Source organism: Arthrobacter crusticola (assembly GCF_004357995.1).
Taxonomy (GTDB): Bacteria; Actinomycetota; Actinomycetes; order Actinomycetales; family Micrococcaceae; genus Arthrobacter_D; species Arthrobacter_D crusticola.
On record NZ_SMTK01000001.1, the window covers coordinates 454,377 to 476,606 of the forward strand.

General features: G+C 67.5%; 22 protein-coding genes. 12 read left to right on the plus strand and 10 right to left on the minus strand.

Annotated elements, in window-relative coordinates; translation table 11 throughout:
• Positions 1-95: 95 nt before the first annotated feature.
• Positions 96-689 (minus strand): DUF3043 domain-containing protein, encoded by a 594-nt coding sequence (locus E2F48_RS02090; protein WP_133402341.1) that lies wholly within the window; start codon positions 687-689, stop codon positions 96-98.
• A gap of 117 nt (positions 690-806) precedes the next feature.
• Between E2F48_RS02090 and E2F48_RS02095 the strand changes: the two genes are divergently transcribed.
• The 6 genes from E2F48_RS02095 to E2F48_RS02120 all read left to right on the plus strand — a co-directional run bounded on the left by E2F48_RS02095 (position 807) and on the right by E2F48_RS02120 (position 6,910).
• Positions 807-2,231 (plus strand): dipeptidase, encoded by a 1,425-nt coding sequence (locus E2F48_RS02095; protein ID WP_133402342.1) that lies wholly within the window; start codon positions 807-809, stop codon positions 2,229-2,231.
• A gap of 172 nt (positions 2,232-2,403) precedes the next feature.
• A complete protein-coding gene (locus E2F48_RS02100) occupies positions 2,404-2,790 on the plus strand; it encodes a HesB/IscA family protein (protein WP_133402343.1) in 387 nt (128 codons plus the stop codon).
• Positions 2,791-2,965: 175 nt separating this feature from the next.
• Positions 2,966-3,835, plus strand: a complete 870-nt coding sequence (gene ctaC / locus E2F48_RS02105) for an aa3-type cytochrome oxidase subunit II (RefSeq protein ID WP_133402344.1) — start codon at positions 2,966-2,968, stop codon at positions 3,833-3,835.
• The gene (gene ctaD, locus E2F48_RS02110; RefSeq protein WP_133402345.1) at positions 3,835-5,562 is read left to right on the plus strand and encodes an aa3-type cytochrome oxidase subunit I; all 1,728 of its coding nucleotides are present in this window, start codon (positions 3,835-3,837) and stop codon (positions 5,560-5,562) included. Before ctaC ends, ctaD begins: the two co-directional genes overlap by 1 nt.
• Positions 5,559-5,960, plus strand: coding sequence for a cytochrome c oxidase subunit 4 (locus E2F48_RS02115; protein WP_133402346.1), 402 nt, complete (start codon positions 5,559-5,561; stop codon positions 5,958-5,960). Before ctaD ends, E2F48_RS02115 begins: the two co-directional genes overlap by 4 nt.
• Before the next feature lie 185 nt (positions 5,961-6,145).
• On the plus strand, positions 6,146-6,910 hold the full coding sequence (locus E2F48_RS02120) for a GntR family transcriptional regulator (RefSeq protein ID WP_133402688.1): 765 nt from the start codon (positions 6,146-6,148) through the stop codon (positions 6,908-6,910).
• A 531-nt stretch (positions 6,911-7,441) separates the two neighbouring features.
• Here the strand turns inward: E2F48_RS02120 and qcrB are convergent.
• The 4 genes from qcrB to ctaE all read right to left on the minus strand — a co-directional run bounded on the left by qcrB (position 7,442) and on the right by ctaE (position 11,746).
• Entirely contained in the window at positions 7,442-9,127 is a 1,686-nt protein-coding gene (gene qcrB / locus E2F48_RS02125) for a cytochrome bc1 complex cytochrome b subunit (protein WP_133402347.1), read from the minus strand.
• 2 nt (positions 9,128-9,129) lie between these two features.
• Positions 9,130-10,155, minus strand: a complete 1,026-nt coding sequence (gene qcrA, locus E2F48_RS02130) for a cytochrome bc1 complex Rieske iron-sulfur subunit (protein ID WP_133402348.1) — start codon at positions 10,153-10,155, stop codon at positions 9,130-9,132.
• A 74-nt stretch (positions 10,156-10,229) separates the two neighbouring features.
• Complete coding sequence (gene qcrC / locus E2F48_RS02135) at positions 10,230-11,021, minus strand: cytochrome bc1 complex diheme cytochrome c subunit (protein ID WP_133402349.1); 792 nt, start codon at positions 11,019-11,021, stop codon at positions 10,230-10,232.
• An 86-nt stretch (positions 11,022-11,107) separates the two neighbouring features.
• Positions 11,108-11,746 (minus strand): aa3-type cytochrome oxidase subunit III, encoded by a 639-nt coding sequence (gene ctaE / locus E2F48_RS02140; RefSeq protein ID WP_425455742.1) that lies wholly within the window; start codon positions 11,744-11,746, stop codon positions 11,108-11,110.
• Between the two features lie 149 nt (positions 11,747-11,895).
• Between ctaE and trpD the strand changes: the two genes are divergently transcribed.
• Positions 11,896-12,957 carry an anthranilate phosphoribosyltransferase gene (gene trpD / locus E2F48_RS02145; protein WP_185149771.1) on the plus strand — a complete coding sequence of 354 codons (1,062 nt, stop codon included), beginning with the start codon at positions 11,896-11,898 and terminating at the stop codon, positions 12,955-12,957.
• Between the two features lie 72 nt (positions 12,958-13,029).
• Here trpD and E2F48_RS02150 read toward each other — a convergent pair whose 3' ends face one another.
• From E2F48_RS02150 to E2F48_RS02160, 3 genes are read right to left on the minus strand one after another with little or no spacing between them, the layout of a single operon-like run.
• Positions 13,030-13,311 carry an Lrp/AsnC family transcriptional regulator gene (locus E2F48_RS02150; RefSeq protein WP_120165513.1) on the minus strand — a complete coding sequence of 94 codons (282 nt, stop codon included), beginning with the start codon at positions 13,309-13,311 and terminating at the stop codon, positions 13,030-13,032.
• 31 nt (positions 13,312-13,342) lie between these two features.
• Positions 13,343-13,768 carry a DUF3054 domain-containing protein gene (locus E2F48_RS02155; protein WP_133402350.1) on the minus strand — a complete coding sequence of 142 codons (426 nt, stop codon included), beginning with the start codon at positions 13,766-13,768 and terminating at the stop codon, positions 13,343-13,345.
• A gap of 38 nt (positions 13,769-13,806) precedes the next feature.
• Positions 13,807-15,210, minus strand: coding sequence for a GntP family permease (locus E2F48_RS02160; protein ID WP_133402351.1), 1,404 nt, complete (start codon positions 15,208-15,210; stop codon positions 13,807-13,809).
• A gap of 394 nt (positions 15,211-15,604) precedes the next feature.
• Between E2F48_RS02160 and E2F48_RS02165 the strand changes: the two genes are divergently transcribed.
• The 3 genes from E2F48_RS02165 to E2F48_RS02175 are packed head-to-tail and all read left to right on the plus strand — an operon-like array spanning position 15,605 to position 18,954.
• Complete coding sequence (locus E2F48_RS02165; protein ID WP_133402352.1) at positions 15,605-16,993, plus strand: ABC transporter substrate-binding protein; 1,389 nt, start codon at positions 15,605-15,607, stop codon at positions 16,991-16,993.
• Between the two features lie 54 nt (positions 16,994-17,047).
• Positions 17,048-18,010 carry a carbohydrate ABC transporter permease gene (locus E2F48_RS02170; RefSeq protein ID WP_133402353.1) on the plus strand — a complete coding sequence of 321 codons (963 nt, stop codon included), beginning with the start codon at positions 17,048-17,050 and terminating at the stop codon, positions 18,008-18,010.
• Entirely contained in the window at positions 18,007-18,954 is a 948-nt protein-coding gene (locus E2F48_RS02175) for a carbohydrate ABC transporter permease (RefSeq protein WP_246018476.1), read from the plus strand. Before E2F48_RS02170 ends, E2F48_RS02175 begins: the two co-directional genes overlap by 4 nt.
• A gap of 91 nt (positions 18,955-19,045) precedes the next feature.
• On the opposite strand, the gene E2F48_RS17700 is transcribed toward E2F48_RS02175, so the two are convergent.
• Positions 19,046-19,621: a pyridoxamine 5'-phosphate oxidase family protein gene (locus E2F48_RS17700; protein ID WP_133402354.1), complete on the minus strand. Its 576-nt coding sequence runs from the start codon at positions 19,619-19,621 to the stop codon at positions 19,046-19,048.
• A gap of 42 nt (positions 19,622-19,663) precedes the next feature.
• Between E2F48_RS17700 and E2F48_RS02185 the strand changes: the two genes are divergently transcribed.
• Positions 19,664-20,536 carry a universal stress protein gene (locus E2F48_RS02185; protein WP_133402355.1) on the plus strand — a complete coding sequence of 291 codons (873 nt, stop codon included), beginning with the start codon at positions 19,664-19,666 and terminating at the stop codon, positions 20,534-20,536.
• A gap of 9 nt (positions 20,537-20,545) precedes the next feature.
• On the opposite strand, the gene E2F48_RS02190 is transcribed toward E2F48_RS02185, so the two are convergent.
• Positions 20,546-20,998, minus strand: coding sequence for a pyridoxamine 5'-phosphate oxidase family protein (locus E2F48_RS02190; protein ID WP_133402356.1), 453 nt, complete (start codon positions 20,996-20,998; stop codon positions 20,546-20,548).
• A gap of 274 nt (positions 20,999-21,272) precedes the next feature.
• Between E2F48_RS02190 and E2F48_RS02195 the strand changes: the two genes are divergently transcribed.
• Positions 21,273-22,172: a universal stress protein gene (locus E2F48_RS02195; RefSeq protein ID WP_133402357.1), complete on the plus strand. Its 900-nt coding sequence runs from the start codon at positions 21,273-21,275 to the stop codon at positions 22,170-22,172.
• Positions 22,173-22,230 lie beyond the last annotated feature (58 nt).

Here is a 22,230-nt window from a genome sequence, read left to right on the forward strand (position 1 = left end):
TTAAATGGCGGCGCCCGGCCCCTTCAGGGACCGGGCGCGGGCAGGGGATGCGGTCCGGGCGCTGGGCGCCGGACCGGAACCTGCCGGACTGCCGGCTAGACGGGGTAGTCTCCGCGCTTGACCTGCGGCTTGGGCAGCCGCAGCCGGCGCAGCTGCAGGGCGCGCGTCACCCCGTACCAGAGGTCACCCGCGTTCGGTGCCCCGAACTTGGCCGTGAGGCGCTTCTTCAGCGTGCGGCGCAGGAAGAAGCAGTCGACGATCACGGCCATGATCAGCACCCAGAACCCGAGCAGCACGGCGCTCTGCACTGCGGCGGTCTGGATGAAGCTGAGTACGACGAAGATGAGCGCGGCAATCATGAGGAACTCGCCAAGGTTCCAGCGGGCGTCGACGAACTGCCGGATGTAGCGGCGGTTCGGGCCCTTGTCCCGCAGCGGGAGGTACCGCTCCTCGCCGGTGTTCAGGGCCTCCCGGATCCGCAGGCGCTGCTCGGCGGCGGCGTTGCGGTTCTGGGTGCGCGCCGCCCGGCGGTCCTCGGGAACCAGCGGCCGTTTGCGGGCGGCCTGCTGGACGCTGCGCTTCGGGGTGGGCGCACCCTTGCCGGCGCTGCGCTGGCGGTCCTCCCGCTCGCGGCTCGCGCGGTCAATGACATCCTGGGCCACGGGGGCGTCTTTCTTTCGTCCAAACACCCCCTCAGGATACCTGTCGGAGGGCCCCGACCTGTACGGGCAGCCGCCCACCGGCGCGCACCCGGGGACGTCCGCCCGGGGCTGCGGCGCCGGCAGGAGCGTGTGTAGGGTCGAGACATGACTTCTCCCGAACCGGCCAACCCGCCGTCCTCCCTCTCCGACCACCCGGTGGAGGAGCTGCGCCGCAGCGTCTCCGCAGCCTTTCCCTCCACCGTCGAGCAGCTCAAAGCCCTCGTAGGCATCCGGGGCATCGCCTGGGAGGCCTTTGACGCGAGCGAACTCGACCGCAGCGCCGAGGCGATCGCCGCGCTGATCCGCGACTCCGGCGTCGAGGACGTGCAGATCCTCCGCGTCGACAACGACGGCGTCCCCGGCGGGCCCGCCGTCGTCGCCCGCCGCCCGGCGGCGCCGGGCCAGCCGACGGTGCTGCTGTACGCGCACCACGACGTCCAGCCCCCGGGCGATCCGGACCTGTGGGAGAGCGATCCCTTCACCGCCGTCGAACGCGACGGCCGCCTTTACGGCAGGGGAGCGGCCGACGACAAGGCAGGCGTTATGGCCCACGTCGGTGCCCTGCGCGCGCTCACCGAGGTGCTCGGCGACCGCTTCGGCGTCGGGGTCACCCTGTTCATCGAAGGGGAGGAGGAGGCCGGTTCGCCGACCTTCCGAACCTTCCTTGAGACCCACCGCGACCTGCTGGAGGCCGACGTCATCGTGGTCGCGGACTCAAGCAACTGGAAGGTCGGCGTTCCCGCCCTGACCACCAGCCTGCGCGGCCTCGTCGACGGCACCATCGAGGTCCAGGTGCTCGACCACGCAGTCCACTCCGGCATGTTCGGCGGACCCGTGCTCGATGCGCCCACTCTTCTGGCGCGGCTGATCGCCACCTTCCACGACGACGCCGGCGACGTCGCCATCGCCGGCCTGGCCGGCGGCGACTCCGCCACCGTCGACTATCGGGAGGAGGACTACCGCGCGGACAGTTCCGTCCTCGACGGGGTGCAGCTGGCCGGCACGGGATCTATCGCCTCCCGCCTGTGGCACAAACCCGCCCTGTCGATCATCGGCATGGACATGCCCAGCGTCGCGCTGTCCTCCAATACCCTCCTGCCGCGGGCGCGCGCCAAGTTCAGCCTCCGGCTGGCACCCGGGCAGGACCCGGAGCAGGCGATGCAGGCCGTCCGGGCCCACGTCGAGGCTGCCGCGCCCTTCGGCGCCCGCGTCACCTTTACCCCCGGCGAGACCGGCAGCCCATTCTCGACCGACACCTCCGCCCCCGCGGCGCGGCTTGCCCTCGCCGCGCTGGAGGAGGCCTGGGGCGTGGAGGCCGTGGAGGCGGGAATGGGCGGTTCCATCCCGTTCATCGCCGACCTGACCGAACTGTTCCCGTCAGCCCAGATCCTTATCACCGGCGTGGAGGACCCGGATTCCCGGGCCCACAGCGCCAACGAATCGCTGCACCTTGCCGAGTTCGAGCGGGCTGTGCTGGCCGAGGCGCTGCTGCTCGCCCGTATCAACGCGGGCGGCCTCACCGGCGCCTGACCGGACCGCCCCTGCACCTCCGCCGGACGCACGTGGCTGCGGCGGAGGAGCAGGGGTGTCCCCACTCACGTGGCTCCGGTGTTAACCGCGCGGGATGCGCGGCGTACCATGGAAGGGACTCCAGAACGCCGCAAGCGGTGTTCAGCAACGGATCCAGGCTAGGAGAGACACCATGAGCACCACCACGCCAGAGACCACCACGGCCCCCGACGAGACGACGGCTTCCCTTCCCGAGCACGAAGTGCAGCTCTCCGACGTCGCCGCAGGCAAGGTGCGCAGCCTCCTGGAGCAGGAAGGCCGGACCGACCTCCGCCTCCGCGTGGCCGTCCAGCCCGGCGGCTGCTCCGGCCTGATCTACCAGCTGTACTTCGACGAGCGGGTCCTCGACGGCGATGCCGTCCGCGATTTCGACGGCGTCGAAGTAATCGTTGACAAGATGAGCGTTCCTTACCTTTCCGGTGCCTCGATCGACTTCGAGGACACCATCTCCAAGCAGGGGTTCACCATCGACAACCCGAACGCGGGCGGATCCTGCGCCTGTGGTGATTCCTTCCACTGACCTGCGGTTTTGGGGGGGCCCGTGGTGCGCTGAAAGGCGCGCCACGGGCCCTTTCGCATGTCACACGATGGCTTCGACGGCGGGTAAGCTCTACAGTGAGTAGTAAAACTGGAGGGGCACCCCGAACTGCATCAGATCGCGGGTGGCAACGCACGTAGAAAAGGATGGTCCGTCTGTGAGTTCGCAGGACCGAACCGGCGGCAAGAGCGCCAGGATCGCAAAGATTTCCAGCATTTCGCTGGCCGGGGCGCTGTTGCTGTCCGGTTGTTCAACGGAAGCCCAGAATGGCTGGCTGCCGGGGGACAGGAACACCACCAACCACACCGGGCTGATCACCGACCTGTGGGTGAATTCATGGATCGCGGCCCTCGTGGTCGGTGTCATCACCTGGGGCCTCATCATCTGGTGCATGGTCGCCTACCGGCGCCGGCGCAACGACACCGGCTACCCGCGCCAGCTCAGCTACAACCTGCCGCTCGAGATCTTCTACTTGACCATCCCGCTGTTCATGGTGCTGGTGTTCTTTTACTTCACCCAGCGCGATCAGGGCATCATCGACACCCGCGTTGAGGACCCCGACGTGATCATCGACGTCCGCGGCAAGCAGTGGTCCTGGGACTTCAACTACGTCAAGCAGGACAAGTACTCCACTGGAGTGCAGGCCGAGCTGACCGGCGAGCCCGGCATCCCGGACAAGCTGCCCACCCTCTACCTGCCGGTCAACAAGAGCGTGGAGCTCCAGCTGCGCGCCCGCGACGTCCAGCACTCCTTCTGGGTGCCTGCCTTCCTGCAGAAGCGCGACCTCTACCCGGGCCGCGTCAACTACATCAACCTCACCCCCACCCAGGAGGGGACGTTTGATGGAAAGTGCGCCGAACTCTGCGGCCAGTACCACTCGGAAATGCTTTTCAACGTGGCAGTCGTCTCCCAGGAGGAGTTCGACGCCCGGATGGAAACCCTCGAGGACGGCCAGCTCGGCGACGAGTATGACCGCGACTCCTACCCGGACACCGACCCCGACTTTGACCCTGCCAGGAGCAGCTGATGTCCACCTACGAATACACCCTTGAGGAAGCTGGCACAGTAGCCGCTCCACGCGTCGTACCGCGCTCCAAAGGCCGCATCGTCGTCAACTGGATCACCTCGACCGACCACAAGACCATCGGGTACATGTACCTGATCGCCTCCTTCGTCTTCTTCTGCTTCGGCGGGGTCATGGCGCTGGTAATCCGGGCCGAGCTGTTCGAGCCCGGCCTGCAGATCCTGCAGACCAAGGAGCAATACAACCAGCTGTTTACGATGCACGGCACGATCATGCTGCTGATGTTCGCCACCCCGCTGTTCGCCGGGTTCGCAAACGTCATCATGCCTCTGCAGATCGGCGCACCCGACGTCGCCTTCCCGCGCTTGAATGCGCTGGCGTTCTGGTTCTTCCTCTTCGGCAGCACCGTCGCCGTCTCGGGCTTCATCACCCCGCAGGGCGCCGCGTCCTTCGGCTGGTTCGCGTATACGCCGCTGTCCAGCACGACGTTCTCGCCGGGTGTCGGCGGTGACCTGTGGGTGTTCGGCCTCGCACTGTCGGGCTTCGGCACCATCCTCGGCTCAGTCAACTTCATCACCACGATCATCTGCATGCGCGCCCCGGGCATGACCATGTGGCGGATGCCGATCTTCACCTGGAACACCCTGGTCACGGCCATCCTCGTCCTCATGGCGTTCCCTCCGCTGGCCGCCGCCCTGTTCGCCCTCGGTGCTGACCGCCGGTTCGGTGCCCACATCTTCGACCCTGAGAACGGTGGCGCCATCCTCTGGCAGCACCTGTTCTGGTTCTTCGGACACCCCGAGGTGTACATCATCGCCCTGCCGTTCTTCGGCATCGTCTCGGAGATCTTCCCGGTCTTCAGCCGCAAGCCGATCTTCGGCTACAAGGGCCTCGTATACGCGACGATCGCCATCGCCGCCCTTTCGGTCACCGTGTGGGCCCACCACATGTACGTCACCGGTGCGGTGCTGCTGCCGTTCTTCGCCTTCACCACGATGCTCATCGCGGTGCCAACGGGCGTGAAGTTCTTCAACTGGATCGGCACCATGTGGCGCGGGTCTATCACCTTTGAGACCCCGATGCTGTGGAGCCTCGGCTTCCTGGTGACGTTCCTCTTCGGCGGCCTGACCGGCATCATCCTGGCCTCGCCTCCGCTGGACTTCCACGTCTCGGACACCTACTTCGTGGTCGCCCACTTCCACTACGTGGTCTTCGGCACCGTCGTCTTCGCAATGTTCGCCGGATTCTACTTCTGGTGGCCCAAGTTCACGGGCAAGATGCTCAATGAGCGCCTCGGCAAGATCCACTTCTGGCTCCTGTTCCTCGGCTTCCACGGCACCTTCCTGATCCAGCACTGGCTGGGCGTCATCGGCATGCCGCGGCGTTACGCGGACTACCTGCCCGAGGACGGCTTCACCGCGATGAACCAGTTCTCCACCATCGCCTCGTTCGTGCTCGGTGCCTCGCTGATCCCGTTCTTCTGGAACGTGTACATCACCTGGCGCACCGGCAAGAAGGTCGAAGTGGACGACCCCTGGGGCTTCGGCGCCTCGCTGGAGTGGGCCACCTCCTGCCCGCCGCCGCGCCACAACTTCACCTCGCTGCCCCGCATCCGCTCGGAACGCCCGGCGCTGGACCTGCACCACCCCGAGCTCCAGCAGCAGCACACCGACGAATCCGCCGCCGGCAAGGTGCTCGGCTCCGCAGCCCGGAAGGACGCCACCCAGTGAAAATTGAGACACGCCTCTTCTCCCTCCTTGCGCCGTTCTTCTTCCTGGTCGGGACCGTCTACGGGGTCCTCGTGGAATGGCAGGAACCCGTCGGGTTCCTCGGGCTGTACCTGACCGGTGGCCTGGCGATCATGATCGGGTTCTACCTCGGCTTCACCGGCAAGAGGGTCGGTATGCGGCCGGAGGACCGGCTCGACGCCGAGATCCACGAAGGCTCCGGCGAGCAGGGGCACTTCAGCCCCTGGAGCTGGTGGCCCCTGTTCCTCGGCCTGTCGGCCGCGGCCGGATTCCTCGGGCTGGCAGCCGGCTGGTGGATCCTCTACATCGGCCTTGGCTTCACCGTCATCGCCCTGGTCGGCTGGGTGTACGAGTACAGCCGCGGGGCACACGCCCACTAAGCTCCCAACCCCGCAGAACCCGAAGGACCCGCACCCCGGTGCGGGTCCTTCGGCGTTTCCGGACACCGCCGCCGCGGAGGAATTTCGATAGACTCGGAACCACCTGGCGATCGGCCGCCGGGCCCTGGACCTACCACCATGGAAAGCTGGCGATTGTGGCGGCGACCGCTCCCAAGCTCCTAGGGGTGCCGGCCCTCGATGAGGCCTCACCCGTGGCCAAGCACGTGCAGCTGCGCGAAATCCTGAGGGCCTACATCCTGGAGCGGGCCGCGCCCGGCTCGCCGATTCCGTCCGAGCGCCAGCTGTCCATGCACTTCGGAGTCGCCCGGATGACGGTGCGGCACGCCATCGATGCCCTGGTCGCCGAGGAGGTCCTGGAGCGGATCGTGGGCTTGGGGACGTTCGTGGCCCATGCGAAGGTCGACCTGCAGATGAAGCTCACCTCCTACAGCGAGGAGATGCTCCGCCGTGGCATGGTGCCGGATGCCCACGTGCTCAGCTTCGAGCAGATCGGCGCCACGCCCCTGATCGCGCGGGAACTGCAGCTCGAGCTCGGGCAGCCGGTGGTGCGGTTCCGGCGGCAGCTGCTCGCCGATGGCGAGCCCATGAGCGTCGACGAGAACTTCATCCCGGCGCACCGGGTGAGGGGGATCCTCGACGATCCTCCGCCGGCTTCCCTCTACAACGTCCTGAGCGAGAAGTACGGGCTGGTCATGGAGTGGGGGGAGGACACCATCGAGGCGACGGCGGCCTCACCGTCGATCGCACGCCTCCTGAACGTGGAGATGGGTGCACCGCTGCTTAAGATCCAGCGCCACGCCTACGTGGCCCGAGCCATGGTGGACTACTCCGTGTCCTACTACCGGGCCGACCGCTACAAGCTCTGGGTGCCGCTGCAGCGACCCGGAGCACGCACGCCCCGGGCCTACACCTCCAACAGGCTGCGCTAGGCCTCCATCGCTCTCACGGGGGCTCCTCGCGTCCTCCCGCGGGCTCCTCGCGTTCTCCCAGGGGCTCCTCGCGTCCTCCCGCGGGCTCCTCGCGTTTCTCCCAGGGGCTCCTCGCGTCCTCCCGTGCGCCGGGGACTCCGGGACGCGCCGGGCCGCCAGTCGCGCGTCCTGGCGCCCCGATACTCCCCGCCGAGTTGGCACCTAACCACGCTTAGAACGCGTGGAAGCGTGGTGATCTGCACTTTCGACGTCGTGCGGGCCCATTGGGTAGCAATGAGGGGCTTCGACGTCGTGCACGCTCCTGCGTCGCGGTGTGGGGTTTCGACGTCGCCGGCGTCGGCACCCCGACGTCGGGCGGCGACGGGTCGCGCAGGGGAGCGCTGGCAAAGCAGCATTCCCGCCGAGTTGGCACCTAACCACGCTTAGAACGCGTGGAAGCGTGGTGATCTGCAGTTTCGATGTCGGGAGGACGCAAAAGGGCCCGGACAGCGATTGCTGTCCGGGCCCTCCCAGGCTGGCGGTGCGGCCGGCCTAGTGGCTTGCGATCGACTCCCGGTCCTGGGCGTCTGCAATCTCACCGTGGTGGCCGGCATGCGATGCGTGCAGTTCCGACGGAGTGACCGGGGCGACCCGGTCCTCGAAGAAGAACCGTGAGGCACGGCTGCGCAGCTTCTCCGAGCGGCTGACGTGGCCGTTGGCGTCCGCGACGGGGGCGTAGGCCTCCGGGGACTCGAAGCTGACCAGCTGGTAGCGCTTGTAGTCATCGACCGGCTCGTGCACCTCGATGAATTCGCCATGCGGCAGGCGGACAATGCGTCCGGTCTCCCGGCCGTGCAGGGCGATCTCGCGGTCCTTGCGCTGCAGGGCCAGGGCCACGCGGCGGGCAATCATGAAGCCGATGATCGGGCCGACGACCACGAGGATCCGCAGCCAGTAGGTCACGTCATTCAGGGAGACGAGGAAGTGCGTGGCGATCAGGTCGGAGCTGGCCGCTGCCCACATCGTGCAGTAGAACACGACGCCGGCGACACCGACTCCGGTGCGGGTCGGGGCGTTGCGGGGCCGGTCGAGCAGGTGGTGTTCCCGCTTGTCCTTGGTCACCCACGACTCGATCCAGGGCCAGGCGAGCATCAGCGTGAAGACGATGCCGGCCGGCACGAGCGCCGGGAAGAGCACGTTCAGCGAGAGCGTGTTGACGCCCCAAGGGAAGGGAATGTTGAACTCGAAGTCGAAGTTCGGACCCAGCGTGCCCGGCATCAGGCGCAGCGCGCCGTCGACCCAGCCGATGTACCAGTCAGGCTGTGTACCTGCCGAGACGGGGGAGGGGTCGTACGGGCCGTAGTTCCAGATCGGGTTGATCGTGAACGCTGCGGAGATGGCGGCGATGATGCCGAAGACGATGAAGAAGAATCCACCGGCCTTCGCGGCGTACACCGGGCCGACGGGGTAGCCGACGACGTTGGTGTTGGTGCGTCCCGGGCCGGGGTACTGGGTGTGCTTGTGGATGACCACCATGAACAGGTGGATACCGATCAGCAGCAGGATGACGGCAGGGATCAGGAGGATGTGGAGGACATAGAGGCGTCCGATGATCGCGGTGCCGGGGAACTCTCCGCCGAAGAGGAAGAAGCTGATGTAGGTTCCGACCACCGGGATGGACTTCACCACGCCGTCGATGATGCGCAGGCCGTTCCCGGAGAGCAGGTCATCGGGGAGCGAGTAGCCGGTGAAGCCGGCAGCCAGGCCCATGATGAGAAGCGAGGTGCCGACGACCCAGTTGAGCTCGCGGGGGCGGCGGAACGCACCGGTGAAGAAGACGCGGAGCATGTGCACGGCGTTGGCGGCAACGAACAGCAGCGCCGACCAGTGGTGCACCTGGCGCATGAAGAGGCCGCCGCGGACGTCGAAGGAGATGTCCAGGGAGGACGCGTAGGCCACCGACATCTCCACACCACGCAGCGGCAGGTAGCTGCCTTCGTAGTGGGTTTCGGCCATCGAGGGGTCGAAGAAGAAGGTGAGGAAGGTCCCCGAGATCAGCAGGATGACGAAGCTGTACAGCGCCACCTCGCCGAACATAAAGGTCCAGTGATCGGGGAAGATCTTCCGGCCGAACTCCTTGACCATGCCCGATCCGCCGACCCGTGAGTCGACGAAGTTGGTGACCCGTCCGACGCGGGTTTTTGGTTGGTAGGCGTTGATCGCGCTTGAGCTGCTCATGGTCAGCCTCGCTCCCAGAAACTAGGTCCTACGGGTTCTTGGAAATCGCTCGTGGCGATGAGGTAGCCCTCATCGTCAACATCGATGGGAAGCTGGGGGAGCGGTCGTGCGGCCGGGCCGAAGATGACCTTGCACTCTTGTTCGAGGTCAAAGGTCGACTGGTGGCACGGGCACAGCAGGTGGTGGGTCTGCTGTTCGTAGAGCGCTACCGGGCAGCCAACGTGCGTGCAAATCTTGGAATACGCAACAATTCCGTCGTATCCCCAGTCCTCCCGGCCTTCCGAGGGGTTCAGGGACTCGGGGTCGAGGCGCATCAGCAGGACAACAGCCTTCGCCTTCTCCTCGAGCTTGTTCTCGGCCTCATTGAGGCCTTCCGGGATGACGTGGAAGGCCGAGCCCACGGTGACGTCCGAGGCCTTGATCGGAGTTCCGCTGGGGTCACGGGTGAGGCGCATGCCGGCGTCCCAAAAGGTGTGCTTCAGGGAATTACCGGGCAGCGGGCCGAGGTCGCGGAAGATTGCAATGGCGGGCAGCGGGGCCAGGAGCGCCGCACCGATGAGGGTGTTGCGGATCAGCGGGCGGCGCTTGATGCCGCTCTCGTCGAGGATCGTACCGACGATCTGCTCGGCCTCGGCGCGGTCCTTCTCGTCGGTGACGGCGTGGCGCTCCTCGGTCAGCTCGTGGTCCGGCATGAGCGTCTTGGCCCAGTGGACGATCCCGACGCCGATGCCCAGCATCGCGAAGGCCGTTCCGAGGCCGAGGGCGAGGTTCTGCATCCGCAGCCGCTCGATGGTGTCGTTCAGCGGAATGAAGAAGTAGGCAAAGAAGAACAGGAGCGTGCCGAGTACGGAGATGAAGAACAGGAGGGCAACCTGCCGCTCCGCCCTCTTCTCGGCCCGTGGATCCGTGTCCGCAAGCCGCGGGCGGTGCGGCGGGAGGCCGGGGTTGGTGAACGTGTCGACCCCGCCCTGGCCCGGCGTAGCTACGGTGACCGACGTATCCGGGCTGCCGTGACTATTGTCGGCCATGATCCCTCTCATCCTTCTTTAGATGCTTCAATGTGCAATTCGTGTAAACCGGGGTGCTGGATGGGTCCAGCGGATCAGGACGACCGCGAGGTCAGCCAGACCGTGAAGGCGATGACGACGCCCAGGCCGGCGACCCAGATGAACAGGCCTTCGGAGACCGGGCCCAGGGAGCCGAGGTCGGCTCCGCCCGGGGAACCCTGCTCTTCGATGGTCTTCAGGAACGCGATGACGTCCCGCTTGTCCTCGGGGGAAATGTTCGCGTCGTTGAAGACGGGCATGTTCTGCGGGCCGGTGACCATGGCCTCGTAGATGTGCTTCTCGCTCGAGCCTTCAAGTGAGGGGGCGAACTTGCCGCGGGTCAGGGCGCCGCCGGCTGCCGCAGCGTTGTGGCACATGGCGCAGTTGACGCGGAAGAGCTCTCCACCGTTGGCGGGATCGCCTTCGGAGGCGTCGAGGATTTCCTCGTCGGGGATGGCCGGGCCGGCGCCCAGGGTGGCGACGTAGGCGGCGAGCTGGCGTGTCTGTTCTTCGGTGAACTGAACCGGCTTGACCTGTGCCTGCGGGCCGTCCATCTGAAGCGGCATGCGTCCGCTGCCGACCTGGAAGTCAACCGAGGCGGCACCGACGCCGACGAGGGAGGGGCCCGCCGAGGAGCCCGAGGCACCCAGGCCGTGGCAGGAGGCGCAGTTGGCGGCGAAAAGCTTTTCGCCTTCCTCGGCGTCATTCGCGGAGAAGGACTCGGTCTGGGCCTGCGCCTGGTTGGCTGAGCTTGCCGCGGAGTAGATTGCTCCGACCATGAGCAACGCCATCAGCAGCAGTGCAATTGCTGCTAGGGGGTGGCGCCGCCTCTGAGATAGTGCCTTCACGCGATGGTTCCTGTCTTCTGTGATGCCATGGCTGCTGTGCTTCCTCGTCGAATTCTACCTCTAGTAGAAAAGTCTACCGCAGGAGCCTACTTGAGGAAGTAAATAATGATGAAGAGTCCGATCCAGACCACGTCGACAAAGTGCCAGTAGTAAGAGGTGACGATGGCCGACGTCGCCTCGAAGTGGCCGAAGCGGCGGGCCGCGTAGGCGCGCCCGATAATCAGCAGGAACGCGATGAGCCCGCCGAGCACGTGGAGGCCGTGGAAGCCGGTGGTGATGTAGAAGGCCGAGCCATAGGCGTCCGAGGAAAGCGACACACCCTCGGAGACGAGCTTGGCGTATTCATAGGCCTGCACGGCGACGAAGATGCCGCCAAGGACGAAGGTGAGGAGGAACCACTCGACCATTCCCCAGCGGCCGATGGAGAAGAGCCCTCCGGTGCGGCGCGGCTGCAGGCGCTCGGCGGCGAAGACCCCGAACTGGCAGGTGACGGAGCTGGACACCAGGATGATGGTGTTGATCAGCGCAAACGGCACGTTGAGCTTCTCGGATCCCTCGGCCCACATCTCGCCTGAGGTGGACCGGAGCGTGAAGTACATGGCAAAGAGGCCGGCGAAGAACATCAGTTCGCTCGAGAGCCACACCACGGTTCCGACGGAGACCATGTTGGGGCGGTTGAGCGCGGGATGTGGGGCGGCGCTTGGGGCTTGGGTCGCAGATGTCACGAACTCATTATGGCTCTAAAAGTTCCCACTTCACCAACGCCTGAGGGCTTGCGGCGCGTCCAAATCGGTGTCCAAGGCCGCGTGATCCGCATAACGGCGCGGAAGTAGGAGGGTGATGACTTTCTACAATTCGTAGATAACCTAGGAGTGTGACCACTACTTTGCGCGCTGACGAGGCCAAACAGTCATGGCCGCCGCTGTTCTCAGCCCTCATTTCGGGGAGGGATCTGACCCCTGCGGAAGCTGGCTGGGCGATGGAAAACATCATGTCCGGCGAGGCGACCCACGCGCAGATCGCGGGTTTCCTGCTCGGCCTGCGCGCAAAGGGGGAGTCTGTCGGCGAACTCACCGGGCTCGTGGAGGCGATGCTCGGGCGCGCCCGGCGGATTACGGTGACCGGCCCGGCCCTTGACATCGTGGGAACCGGAGGCGACGGGCTGAACACGGTCAATATCTCCACCATGGCGTCCCTGGTGGCCGTGGGCGCCGGGGCGAAGGTGGTGAAGCACGGCAACCGGGCGGCGTCGTCGTCCTCCGGGGCCGCTGACGTGATCGAGGCGCTCGGCGTCCGGTTGGACCTGAGCCCCGAGGATGTGGCGCAGTGCGCCGAGGAAGCGGGGATCACCTTCTGCTTCGCCCAGGTCTTCCATCCGTCGATGCGGCATGTTGCGGTGCCGCGGCGCGAACTCGGCGTGCCGACCGCCTTCAACTTCCTTGGGCCGCTGAGCAATCCCGCCGGAGTCCAGGCCCAGGCCCTTGGCTGCGCCGACGCGCGCATGGCGCCGCTGATGGCCGGTGTCCTCGCCGCCAGGGGTGTGCGGGCGCTGGTCTTCCGCGGCAGCGACGGCAGGGACAAGCTGACGACGAGCGGGTCCTCAACCATCTGGGAGGTGCGCGGGGACCGGATCACCGAGCAGGTGGTGCATCCCGGGGACTTCGGCGTCGCCGAAACCGGTGTCGACGCCCTCCGCGGCACCGATGCCGCGGGCAATGCGCAGATCGTGCGGCGCCTGCTCTCCGGCGAGGAGGGTCCGATCCGCGATGCCGTGGTCCTCAACGCCGCAGCCGGCCTCGTGGCGCTCGATGAGGACCACGAGGGGCCGCTGGTTGACCGTCTCCGGGCCGCCACCGTCCGGGCGCGCGGGTCCATTGACTCGGGAGCCGCACGGGCCGCCCTTGAACGCTGGGTCGACGTCAGCGCCTCGCTCTAAGCGCCCTCGCCCTCATCAGGGGCAGCGGTCGGCGCGAGGATCTGGGCGTTAACTGATGCGCCCGGGGCGGTGTCAGCTGTCAAAGCCGAGGGAGAAGGCGGCGTCCAGGTCGTGCTTGGAGTAGGACCGGAAGGCGATCTGCGTCGTCGTTGACTCAACTCCCTCAACCTTCGAGAGGCGGTCGGCGATGACGTCGGCGAGGTCTTCATGGCGGGACACCCTGGCCATTGCGATGAGGTCCCATTCGCCGGTCACCGAATACACCTCGCTGATGCCTTCGATTTCGGAAATTTCCTGCGCGCACTCGGGGATGCGCGCGGAATCCGTCTGAATGAGGACAAAAGCGGTGATCATGGTCGGCCTTTCCACTGAGATGGGTACTTCCTCACCGTACCGCCTGGTTTCCGCGGCCGGAGCGGGCACGCCCGCGGCCCCGCACGGCGGCGCTCACCAGCAGCCGCGGCAGGAGCAACAACGAACCCAGCACCACGAGGGTGACTACCTGGAAGCTCAGGGCCACACCGCCCCCGGTGAGGAACCGCAGCAGCAGGCCGCCGGCCGCGGTCGTGATCCAGATTCCAACACCCGTCGGCCACAGGCGCCGCGGCGTCCGCCAGGCGCGCAGGCCTAACCATCCCGCGACGCAGGCGACGACGAAGGGCGCCGCCGTTGCCGCGATTCCCGCCGCACTCAGGCCGTGCTCGTGGGTGCTGCGGCCGGAGACCGCGAAGAGGATGATCGCGGCGACGTCGACCGCCAGCCAGGGCCAGAGCCCTTGCGTGGGTCGGGGTGTCGGATGCTGGGATGCCATAGGACAACTTTAAGGCCTCCTCGGGTCCGGGCAGTGCGCTAACCGGCCAGTCCCGCCAGTGCGAAGATCGCTGCGGCGATGACGAAACCCATCACGCCGATCAGGGTTTCCATGACGGTCCACGTGGCAAGGGTGGTCTTGACGTCCATGCCGAAGAAGCGGCCGACGAGCCAGAACCCCGAGTCGTTGACGTGGGAGACGACCACCGATCCGGCGGCGACGGCGATGACCAGCGCGGCCAGCTGCAGGCCGTTGAACCCCGCATCGGCCACAGCCGGTGCGATGAGCCCCGCAGTGGTGGTGAGGGCGACCGTCGCGGATCCCTGGGCGATGCGCAGGATCGACGAGATCATGAAGCCGGCGACGATGAGGGGGATGCCCACCCCGCCGAGCACGTCGGCGAGGGCCGCGCCGATCCCGGAGGTGCGGAGCACCCCACCGAACATGCCGCCCGCGCCGGTGATGAGGATGACCGAGCAGACAGGACCCAGAGAGGATTCGAGGAGTTTCTCGAGGTTGCTCCCGGTCGTGCCCCGGCGCCGGCCCAGAACGAACATGGCGACGAGGACCGAGATCAGCAGCGCCACGGGAGTCTCGCCCAGCGCGCGGAGGATCTGGTACCAGGAGGCGTCCGCTGCGGAGGCAGGCAGCAGGCCGCCTGCGGCGGCAGTGTTCAGGCCGGTGTTGAGGAAGATGAGCACCAACGGCAGCAGGAGCACGCCGACGACCGTGCGGAAGCGCGGGGGATGGGCGTCGGCCTCTGCGTCCGCGTGGCCGAGCAGTTCCGGAACGGGAAGGACAAGTTTCCGGCCGGTCCGCAACCCGTACAGGTAGGCGGCGACGAACCAGGTGGGAATTGCGGTGATGAGTCCGGCGATGACGACGAGGCCGACGTTCGCTTCGAAGAACGTTGATGCGGCGACCGGGCCGGGGTGGGGCGGCAGGAAGATGTGCATCACGGAGAACGCGCCGGCCGCGGGGAGGCCGTAGCGAAGGACGCCGCCGCCAAGGCGGTGGGCGACGGCGAAGACGACCGGCAGCATCACCACGAGGCCGGCGTCGAAAAAGATCGGGAAGCCGAAAATCAGGGACGCCAGACCGAGCGCGAAGGGAGCCCGGTGTTCACCGAATCTGCCAATGAGGGAGTCGGCGAGCGATTTGGCGCCCCCGCTCGTCTCGACGATCCGCCCCAGCATTGCGCCCAGACCTACGAGCAGCGCGACCGTGCCCAGCGTTGTGCCGAAGCCGTTAATGAGGACCGGCACCACCTGGTCCGCCGGGATGCCCGTGGCAAAGGCGGTTCCAAGGCTGACCAGGATGAGGGCGAGCAGGGCGTGCAGGCGCAGCTTGATGATGAGGAACAGCAGGACCGCGATGGCCGCGGCGGCGATGAGCAGCAGCGGACCTGCGCCGAGTGTTTGGGTCCATCCTTCGATCTCCATGAATTTCCTTCCAATCACCTGAGGCGGGTTGTACCGGGCAGGGCGTGGCGCTGCGGGCCGGATTGAACCGGCAGCCTGCGCGTCGGTTGATCCTACCGTTAGGCAGCCGCTGTCTCCGGCGTATGTCCTGTGTCGGAAAATGCCTGTCCGCCGACGGGAGCGGGCCGGACCAGGGGTCCGAAGCGGGGATGCTCCGGGGGCGGCATCCGATGGCCCATGGCGGGGAAAAGCGAATAGAGCCGGCGAATGTATCTGCGAATGTATTGATGAAGTGCAGGTGCAGGTGTTCAATGATCCCAGTGCTCCACGGTCAGTGGATCCGTCAACGACGACGGCCCTGTCGAGCACCGGCCGGGCCTTACCGCCCGCGCCGACCTCGACCGAAGGAGGCACGATGCTCAATCGACGACTGACCGCCGGGTCAGTGCTCATGACGGCCCTGCTGGCCGTCACCGGCTGCACCGGCTCCGGGGAAACCTCGGAGGACGACGGCGCCCTGATCGTGTGGACGACGGAGGACGTCGCTGAGCGGGTGGCGACCCAGCAGGCGATCATGGACCGCTTCACCGAAAGCACCGGCACGGACGTCGAGCTCGTCGCGATCGCCGAGGACCAGCTCTCATCGGTGCTTTCGTCGTCCGCGGCGGCCGGGGAGCTGCCCGACGTGATCGGAGCCCTGTCCCTGAATGGAATGAACCAGCTGTACACCGACGGCCTGCTGGACACCGGCGCGGCAGCCGACGTCGTCGAGGAGCTGGGAGCCGACACCTTTTCGGCCCGCGCGCTCGAGCTGACGTCCGCCGAGGGCGAGCAGCTCTCGGTACCCAGCGACGCGTTCGCGCAGCTGCTCTACTACCGCAAGGACCTCTTCGAGGAGGAGGGCCTGGACGCGCCCGACAGCTACGAGGCCATCGAAGCCGCCGCCAAGGCCCTCGACGCCGAGGGCATGGCCGGGATCGTGGCCGCAACGGCTCCCGCCGACTCATTCACCCAGCAGACCTTCGAGCAGATCGCCCTGGCCAACGGGTGCGAGCTGGTCGATTCCGAGGGGGAGGTCACCCTTGACAGCAGCGAGTGCGAGGAGGCCTTCAGCTTCTACGGGAACCTCATCCGTGACTACTCCGTTCCGGGAAACCAGGACGCCGACACCACCCGTGCCAGTTATTTCGCCGGCGAGGCGGCGATGACCGTATGGTCCTCCTTCATGCTCGACGAGCTGGCCGGGCTGCGCAACGATGCCCTGCCGACATGCCCCGAGTGCGGGGACAACCCCCGGTTCCTTGCCGAGAACACCGGGATCGTCAGCGCGATCCAGGGCCCGAGCGGTGAAGAACCCGCGGGGTACGGGGAGGTCGTCTCCTGGAACATCCTCAACGACGCCTCGGCCGACGCTCAGGACCTGGTGACGTTCATGATGAGCGAGGGCTACGAGGACTGGCTCGGGGTGGCACCGGAGGGCAAGCTGCCGGTGCGCCTTGGAACCGCCGACGCTCCCACCGAGTACGTTGACGCCTGGCAGTCCCTCGAGGCGGGGGTGGAGACCCGGGCGCTGCTCTCCGATATCTATCCTGCCGAAACCCTGCAGGCGCTGACGGAAAGCACCGACACCTTCAAGCGCTGGGGCATTCCCCAGGGCCAGGGAGCCCTGGCCGCAGCCGTGGGCGGCCAGTTCATCGCCCCCCAGATCGTGGCCCAGATGATCAGTGCGGGCAGCAGCGGCGCGGACGCCGCGGCACAGGCCCAGGAGGAGGCCGAGGGTCTCAAGGCCGACCTGGGTCAGTAGCATGCCACCACCTGCGCGGACGCCGTCCGGTATCCGCCCGCTGTAAGGAGCGCCATGTCCGCACTTCCCCTCAGGCCACCCCGACGACGCACCCTGTCCCAGCGCGACGCCCGCACCGGTATTGCCCTGATGTCGCCCACCCTGGTCATCGTGCTCGCGGTCGTCGTCGTGCCGCTGCTGTGGTCGATCCTGATCGCGTTCCAGCAGCTGAAACTGCTGGAAATCGGCACCGCCAACCCGCTCCGGTCCCTGACCCTGGCGAACTTCGAGCGGGTCTTCGCCTCCGGCCGGCTCTGGGCGAGCCTTGGCACCACGCTCGTCTACACGGCCGGGTCGGTCCTGCTGTCCATCGGCATCGGGCTGCTCGCGGCAATGGCCGTGCGCCGGCCGTTCCGGGGACGGAACTTCGTGCGGGCTGCGTTCCTGCTGCCGTACGTGGCCCCGGTTGTGGCGGTGACCTTCGTGTGGCGCACCATGCTCAACCCTCAGTTCGGCATCGTGAACGAGGTGGGCCAGTCCACCTTCGGGTGGGCCGACCCCATCCCGTTCCTTTCCGAAGCGCAGCGCACGGTGGAGTTCCTCGGAGCGCAGTTTCCGATCCCCACCGCGCTGCTGACCGCCATCGCCTTCGAGGGCTGGCGGTACTTTCCCTTCGCCTTCCTGTTCCTCATGGCCCGGCTTGAGGCACTGTCCTCGGAGTCGGAGGAAGCGGCGCTCGTGGACGGGGCGAGCCCCCTGCAGACCTTCCGTTACATCATCCTGCCCCAGCTGATGCCGGTCATCGCGCTGCTCGCGGTGCTGCGCACCATCTGGACGTTCAATGAGTTCGACGACATTTTCCTGCTGACCGGCGGAGCCGCCGGCACCGGGGTTGCCAGCGTCCGGGTGTATGAGTTCCTCACCGTCCAGCGCAACGTTGGTGCCGCCGCGGCCCAGTCGCTGGTCCTCGCGGTGGTGCTCGTCCTGATGCTGGCCGTCTATATGTTCATGATGCGCAGGAGGGGAGAACGGCTGTGAGCGCACCCACCACACCCGGCACACAGACAAGCACGGCACCGGCGCCGCGGCCGCCGGAGGTTCAGCGGGTCCGGGCCTCCCGCCGGCACCAGATCGAACGGCGCAGCCTGCGTATCCTGCGGTGGGTGGTCATCATCGGCCTCCTCATCGTCACCCTGCTGCCCTTCTACTACATGGTGCTGCTCTCCCTCCGGCCGATCGAGGCGCTGCTGCGCAATCCCAGCTCGCTCATCATTCCGCCGGCGGAGTTCACCCTGTCCTCCTACCAGCAGGTGCTCGCGTCAACCGCTGCCGGCGGCCAGGGCTTCGGGCGGTTCATCGCCAACAGCGCCGTGGTCGCGGTAAGCGCGGTCATCATCTCCCTGATCGTCGCCGTCCCCGGGGCCTACGCGATCGCCCGCCTGCCGTTCTTCGGCCACCGGCAGGTCAACGCGCTCTTCCTCGCCGCGTACCTGTTCCCCGCCATCGTCATGGCGATCCCCCTCTTTGTGCTCTTCACCCGGGTGGGCCTGCGCGGATCCCTGGTGGGCCTGATCCTTGTGTACATCGCGCAGACGGTGCCCGTGGCGATCTACATGCTCCGCAACTACCTCGACACCGTACCCGTCGCCGTGGAGGAGGCAGGGCTCGTCGACGGGCTCACCCGGATCGGGGTGCTCCGGCGCATCAGCCTGCCCCTCGTGATGCCCTCGATCATGGCCACCGGGCTGTTCATCTTCATGATCGCGTGGAACGAATTCCTCTTCGCGCTGCTGTTCCTGGTCGAACGGCGTGAGAGCTGGACCGTTTCCCTGGGCCTTTCACAGCTCTCGGGCAGTGCGGAGATTCCCACGACGGTGCTGATGGCCGGCTCGGTCGTCCTGACCCTGCCGATTCTCATCCTGTTCTTCTCGACGGAGCGGCTGCTGACCGGCGGGCTCACCGCCGGTGCCGAGAAGGGCTGACCCGCGGCGGCGCGAACCAGGCGGTGCCGACCCTGCGGCCGGAAATGGTCCGAGGCCGCAGTCCGATGAACCGGGTCCGGAGGCCTCCCGCTCAGGGCTCCTCCGTGGACCGGCCCCACAGGGTCTTCAGCAGGTCCTCGTCATCGACCTGCTCAGGGCGTCCCTGCGCGAGCACCGTCCAGCCGGCCATGGCCTCGGCCTGCACATCGTCAACCTGGAGGGCGGATGAACCGAGCGGTGCACGCCCGAGGTCGCCCTCCTCGGATGTCCTGAAGTAGATCCCGCCGTCGTGGACAAGATAGTTCACCGGGAAGATGTAGAGCGACCCCTCCTTCATGAACCCGATGCGGCTGGTCCGCCGCGTGGAAAGCAGCGCCCAGCATTCGTCGGGGGAGAGCGCAGCAGAGGCGTGGAGGGCTCCCTGTGCAGTCCCGGCCTGGGCACTTCTCCGGCCCCGTGCCCGGCTCCTCGGGGCCCATCCGAAGGCCTGCGGCGCCAGGGGCCGTTGGACCCTGTGCGTCCCGGCGGTCCGGTGGGACGCTCGGGGCAGCGCGGGCACCGCCGCTGTCCGGGGTGCCCTTCGGCGAGGATTGGAAGGAAACGACGATGACGGCGCTGCAGAGCCCACGAAAGGAGACGCCGGGGCGCCGCGCGGAGCCGCCGGCACCGGGACCCGGACCCGCGGGCGGGGCGGTTGGGGTGCCGGTCCATGGGTGAGGTGCTCCCGCTCGTGGTCGGCTTCGACGGGTCTCCGGCCGGGCGGGCCGCGGTGGAATGGGCCGCACGCCGCGCCGGGTCACTGGGCAGGCCCGTGACGCTGGTCCATGCGGTCAATGAGTACTGGATGACACCTCAGTCCGGGAGCTACGGTGCGGTGATTGCTGCGGCACGTGATCTCCTTGAGGACGGGGTGCGCCTGTGCGCTGCGGCCGCCCCGGGAGTCCTGGTGCGGACGCACACCCACAGCGGGGACGTGGTCCGCGTCCTCAGTGATTTCTCCGAGGCGGCGGAGATGGTGGTGCTCGGCTCCGACAAGAGCGACCCGGCCTCCGGCCAGCTCATCGGTGCGGTGAGCCAGCAGGTCGCCGTCATGAGCCTTTGCCCGGTGGCCGTCATCCCCGTCCCCGACGGCGTTGAACGCGCCGGCGTGGTGGTGGGCACCGACGGGTCCCCCGAAGCCGTGCAGGCGGTGGACACGGCTGCCCGGGAGGCGGCACGGACCGGCCAGGACCTGCTGATCCTTGCCTCCTGCGCCGTGCCGTCGTCCGAGACCTGGGCGGAGCGGCCCGGCGGAGAAGCCTTCGAAGCCATTGTGGAAGAGCACCGGAGGCTCCTTGACCGCGCCACCGCCGCGGTCAAGGCGGACTTCCCCGGGGTGCGCGTCCGGGTCCACCTGGAAACGGTGGAACCGGCGGCGGAAGCGCTGCTGCGCGCCGCCGCCACCTCCCAGCTGCTGGTGGTGGGAAGCCTGGGACGGGGCGGGCTTCGACGCATGCTGCTCGGCTCGGTGAGCCACAGGGTCCTGCTGAACCTCACCTGTCCGACGCTCGTCACCCGCCCGGCGGTGCCGGTCCCTGCCTGACCCGCCGCGCTACTCGTCCCGCGCGGCTCTGCGCGAGGCGGCCTGGGGTGCCACGGCGATGGTGAACCTGCGCCCGGTGACGCCGTCCGGAGTGACCCGCACAAAGCGGTCCTTCCGCCCGGACTCCCAGGGGTGGACGGGCAGGTCGATGGTGTCAAGCAGTTCCCTGGTGGTCGAGATGGTGCGTGCGATGCCCTTGACGACCACACTCCAGGCCTTCGCTCCGCTGTCGTCGAGTCCGTCGGCTTGAACCGCGATGGGCGCCTCGTCAATGGCCGCACGCGCCTTGGTTCCCTCGGAGGTTCGAAAGACCACGGTGCCGTGATCGACCTGGATGTTGACCGGGAAGATCTCGGGCTGGCCCTCGACGCACAGGGCCAGCCGGGCCACCGAGGCGGTGCGCAGGAGGCGCCAGCACTCGTCGGCTGGAAGGACTTCGGTCTGCTCAGCTGCGGGTTCCATAGGGCCAGCCTAGGAGCCCGGCCACCGGTTGGACAGGGCCGGATTTCCCCTCGTTCGACGTCGGGCACGCGGCGGACCGAAAGATCCGGAAGGGTGCACCGAGGCGCAGGCCCAAAGCCCTTTACAACGAAGGGCCGGGGCCTCGATGCTTGGAGGATCGAGCGTGACACGGTTACCGGGGTGCAGGAGGAACCATGGCAGGGAAGGCAGGCGGGAAGGCCCGCGCGGAACATCCCCAAGCGGGCCGTGAGAGATCCACCCCGGCGGTGGCGTCGTGAACGGCTCCGCGCTCCCGGTCCTCGTGGGATACGACGGCTCCGATGAGGCGGCCACGGCCGTCCGGTGGGCCGCCCGGTACGCCCAGCGCAGCGCGCTGCCGCTGACCGTGGTGCACTGCTGGATCTGGCCGCTGTTCACCCACAACCTCGGCCCTGTCCGGGGCGTGGAGGGCAGCGGTCTGCGCCATGCTGCGGAGGCGGCCCTCGAGGAAGGTCGGGAAGTTGCGGCGGAGGCAGCGCCCGGCCTGGTGGTTGAAACCCGCCTGGTGACCGGGTATCCCGCCGCCGTGATGACGACCCTGTCCCGCAATGCCTCAATGGTGGTCTCCGGCAGCCGCGGGCTGGGCGGTTTCCTGGGCCAGCTGGTGGGTTCGGTCAGCCTGCACCTCGCCGCCGGGGCCCACTGCCCTGTGGCGGTGATCCGCCAGGCCGCGGCGGAGGGCGCGCCCGTCGTGTCCGCCGTGGACGGTTCAGACGAAAGCCTGGGGGCCCTGGTCCTGGCCTGCCACATCGCCTCCCAGCAGGGTGCGGTGCTGGAGGTCGTCCATGTGGGGCAGGACCTCCCGGCCTCGCTGCTGCGCCGGCGCACCCAGCCGGCGCCGCAGGACGAGTCGATTCTGCGTCGGGCCGTCGATCTGGCGCACGCAACGGAGCCCGAACTCACCATTAAGGAGGTGCCGCTGACAAGCCGCTCGGTGCCCGGAAGCCTGCTGAAGCTGACCGGCGATGCCTTCTGCCTCGTCCTCGGCGCCAAGGGCGTCGGTGGTCTCGGTACCCGCCTCGGCTCGACCGTCCATGCAGTGCTTCACCACTCAAAGGGGAACGTCGTCATCTGGCGGAACACTGCGGCTCCGGTCGCGGACGCCACGAGCGATGCCGGGGAGGCACAGCGGTAGGAATCCCGCCTGCCGGAGTGTGACGAGCACGGGTGGCACCCCCGCCGATTTGTCTGGC

Excerpts from the sequence above, each read along its gene's own strand:
- E2F48_RS02155 (WP_133402350.1), bottom strand. The coding sequence starts at position 13,768 with ATGGCATCCCAGCATCCGACACCCCGACCCACGCAAGGGCTCTGGCCC.
- E2F48_RS02170 (WP_133402353.1), top strand. The coding sequence starts at position 17,048 with ATGTCCGCACTTCCCCTCAGGCCACCCCGACGACGCACCCTGTCCCAG.
- E2F48_RS02190 (WP_133402356.1), bottom strand. The coding sequence starts at position 20,998 with ATGGAACCCGCAGCTGAGCAGACCGAAGTCCTTCCAGCCGACGAGTGC.
- E2F48_RS02100 (WP_133402343.1), top strand. The coding sequence starts at position 2,404 with ATGAGCACCACCACGCCAGAGACCACCACGGCCCCCGACGAGACGACG.
- E2F48_RS02160 (WP_133402351.1), bottom strand. The coding sequence starts at position 15,210 with ATGGAGATCGAAGGATGGACCCAAACACTCGGCGCAGGTCCGCTGCTG.
- E2F48_RS02095 (WP_133402342.1), top strand. The coding sequence starts at position 807 with ATGACTTCTCCCGAACCGGCCAACCCGCCGTCCTCCCTCTCCGACCAC.
- E2F48_RS02185 (WP_133402355.1), top strand. The coding sequence starts at position 19,664 with ATGGGTGAGGTGCTCCCGCTCGTGGTCGGCTTCGACGGGTCTCCGGCC.
- E2F48_RS02150 (WP_120165513.1), bottom strand. The coding sequence starts at position 13,311 with ATGATCACCGCTTTTGTCCTCATTCAGACGGATTCCGCGCGCATCCCC.
- E2F48_RS02165 (WP_133402352.1), top strand. The coding sequence starts at position 15,605 with ATGCTCAATCGACGACTGACCGCCGGGTCAGTGCTCATGACGGCCCTG.
- ctaD (WP_133402345.1), top strand. The coding sequence starts at position 3,835 with ATGTCCACCTACGAATACACCCTTGAGGAAGCTGGCACAGTAGCCGCT.
- qcrB (WP_133402347.1), bottom strand. The coding sequence starts at position 9,127 with ATGAGCAGCTCAAGCGCGATCAACGCCTACCAACCAAAAACCCGCGTC.
- qcrA (WP_133402348.1), bottom strand. The coding sequence starts at position 10,155 with ATGGCCGACAATAGTCACGGCAGCCCGGATACGTCGGTCACCGTAGCT.